3 protein-coding genes are annotated in these 2,853 nt (G+C 30.0%); all 3 read right to left on the bottom strand.

Features of this window, described 5'->3' with window-relative positions; translation table 11 throughout:
* Positions 1-207: 207 nt before the first annotated feature.
* Positions 208-897, bottom strand: coding sequence for a DUF2711 family protein (locus ACFCYN_RS25265; RefSeq protein WP_375952910.1), 690 nt, complete (start codon positions 895-897; stop codon positions 208-210).
* Positions 898-1,098: 201 nt separating this feature from the next.
* Entirely contained in the window at positions 1,099-1,497 is a 399-nt protein-coding gene (locus ACFCYN_RS25270; RefSeq protein ID WP_375952913.1) for a hypothetical protein, read from the bottom strand.
* Between the two features lie 74 nt (positions 1,498-1,571).
* Entirely contained in the window at positions 1,572-2,702 is a 1,131-nt protein-coding gene (gene dnaN / locus ACFCYN_RS25275) for a DNA polymerase III subunit beta (protein ID WP_375952916.1), read from the bottom strand.
* Positions 2,703-2,853: the final 151 nt, after the last annotated feature.

Here is a 2,853-nt window from a genome sequence, read left to right on the forward strand (position 1 = left end):
TTTTTTTAGATTGAAATTTTGCGTTTAGTTCTTTAATTTGCAATTCTTTTTCCTCCATACTCATCTCTTTTCCTACTAAAGTATTTCACTCCTTTTACAACAAACTGCCATATTGTTGAATAAAAAATGAGTTAAAACAGCAACCCATCTTGATCAACTATCGTATGAGTAGTTGATCAACCTAAAAAAAGAATTGCCAACACAACTCTAACGGGGATTTAACCAATACCAATCAATATAAGTTTTGTCGTCACATATTATAGCTTCCCATCCCATCCTTTTAACAATCTCATCAATCTTTTCATCTCGTGTCATAAATATAGAAATAAAAGAATCATATACATTCATAAATGCGAATTCCATATTTTCATCTGTAATAATTAACTCTTTAAGTGCTAAATCGCCGATTTCCAAGGGCGTAAGTTTTTCAATTTCTAAAACACCACTTTTGTCTAATAATGGATCAGAATAGCTAAAATATTTAGCCCCATTAGATTCTAAAACTATTTTTAAATCTTGTATAAAAAATATCGATGTATCATCCTCGTTAGGATAAAAACAATTTTTTTTAATTTGAGTGTTTAATTTTTCAGCTAAATCATCTCGGATATATTGTTTTTTAAATGCACCAATTGATGTTTTTAATGCAATTGCGATCTCATTAAAAGTTGTAAAACCACAATCATGCATCATACTCATCCAACTCACTTGTTTACCTAGATGCAAGATTTCCTCATCACTGGGATAAATGTGCTCACATTCGTTAATACTTTTATTTTGCTCCCAATCTTTGGGCATTTGAATAAATGGATGAAATAATATTACTGCTGATTTAAATCCGCTTGGAAGTTGATTTAATATAGGCGATTCGGCATTTAACCATATGTAATCTAGCATCTACAAGCTCTTTTACAATAAAATCTCACCACAAAGGTTAATTAAAATCTCACTTAATTTCCCATTTATTATAACAAAAACCCCCCTCAACTTTTCAAGGTGAAATATCCTATTTTTTCACATATTTAACCAATCTATCATTATAGTTCTATAAAAAAATTGACTAAACAGCCGATCTTGTTGTTAAACTATTGCATGCGTTCAATAATTATCGTAGCAACTTATTTGTAACGAAATCCCTAATCCTCCAATAATATTAATAGCCTTTGGATCTAAAACAAAATTACACTGCCCTTCATAAAACACTCCTATTACCAAATCAATATTCTCTGCTCCGCACTTTTTAATTAATTCGATATGCTTGGACAGATTCTCCGCAAGCCAGAGCAATCCGTAATCTTCTGTTTGTTTGTGTTTTTCAGGTGGATATAATACACAATCACCATAAGGAGAAGGTTTATCTTCGTATACTCCTTTTGTTCTTATGTCCCCAATTTCAATCTTGTTCATAAGAGTAAGCCCAGTTAATTGTTCTACTTTATTAGGCGAAAAATTATCACCGTATAAATGACACGCGATATCCATTTCAGTTATCATCATTAATACCACTTTTCATATATTTTAAAATTTTTTATACAACTAAAGCATTAGTTAGTTGTATAAGCGAGTTTATATTAATATGTTCTCACAGGAGAAATTAGATGAAGGTGAGTATTATTATTAACAGGTTTAATTATGAATGGTTTCATTGAACCTCCAAAACTAATTGTAACCTCTTCATCTTTTATTACTTTTAACGCTTCAATCATATAATTCCCATCGAGAGAAATACTTAATTCTGTCTGACCATTTAGATTCTTAATTATTTGTGTTTCTTCTATTTTTCCAATCTCCGAAGAGTGGGACGAAATTTTTAATTTGGAACCTTCTATTATTTCTAAATAAACATTGTTATTTTTCCATTCGCTGGCGAAGATACTTGCTCTTTCAAAACCTTTTAATAGTTGTTTGGTATCAAGTGTGATTATTGTCTTTACTTCATTAGGAATTAAGCTTGCTACTTCTGGATATCTTCCTTCTATTAATCTTGAATAAAGTGAAATTAACTTTGATTTAAAGACAATATAGTTTTCAGATATAAATAAATTCATATCTCCCGAATCGCTATTAAATAATTTTACTACTTCATTAAGGCTAGAACTCGGTACAATGAATGAACCATTCATAAATGAATCTATTTGTAACTCTTTTAATGCCAACCTATGAGAATTTGTTGCTACACAGTTTAATTTGTTTTCCATTATGGACATATTAACCCCTGTTAGAACAGGTCTGGACTCATTTTTTGCTACTGCAAAAGCAGTTTGCCTAATCATTTCAATTATTTCTGCAATTGGAATTTTTATATGATCCTCATTGTTGATCAAAGGCAGAAGTGGATACTGTTCAGAATTGAATCCATTTATATGAGTTATAATTTCAGCTGATTGAATTGTCATTAATTGATTTTCATTTACTGTAATTTCTATGTTATCCGGTAATTTTTTTACAAGATCGCTAAGATATTTAGCTGATACAACTATACTACCAGGTTGATAAACCTCTAATATCTTAACTCCATTAATTTCGGTGGGAACTGTTCTTTCTATAATTATTTCTGAATTACTTCCAATTAAAGTAAGTCCTTGGGAATTTGCTAAAATCTTTATACCTGTCAAGATGGGTATTGTTGTTTTAAGTGAGATTACCCTACTAACGTCCGAAATCGCTTGATTAAAATAATCCTTTTCAATGTAAAATTTCATTATATATTTCCTTCCTCATTTATCTACATTTTTCTTTATATGTTTAATTTTACCATTGTTGAACACTATTCAAATCCTCTTATTGAACTAACCTGACATTTACTTCAATAAAAAAAGCCGCATATAAGCAGCTCGTGTTATGTAACTAATG

It is taken from the genome of Gottfriedia sp. NPDC056225 (assembly GCF_042267765.1).
Lineage (GTDB): Bacteria > Bacillota > Bacilli > Bacillales > Bacillaceae_G > Gottfriedia.

Coding starts and splice junctions, on each gene's coding strand:
- dnaN (WP_375952916.1), bottom strand. CDS start 2,702: ATGAAATTTTACATTGAAAAGGATTATTTTAATCAAGCGATTTCGGAC.
- ACFCYN_RS25270 (WP_375952913.1), bottom strand. CDS start 1,497: ATGATGATAACTGAAATGGATATCGCGTGTCATTTATACGGTGATAAT.
- ACFCYN_RS25265 (WP_375952910.1), bottom strand. CDS start 897: ATGCTAGATTACATATGGTTAAATGCCGAATCGCCTATATTAAATCAA.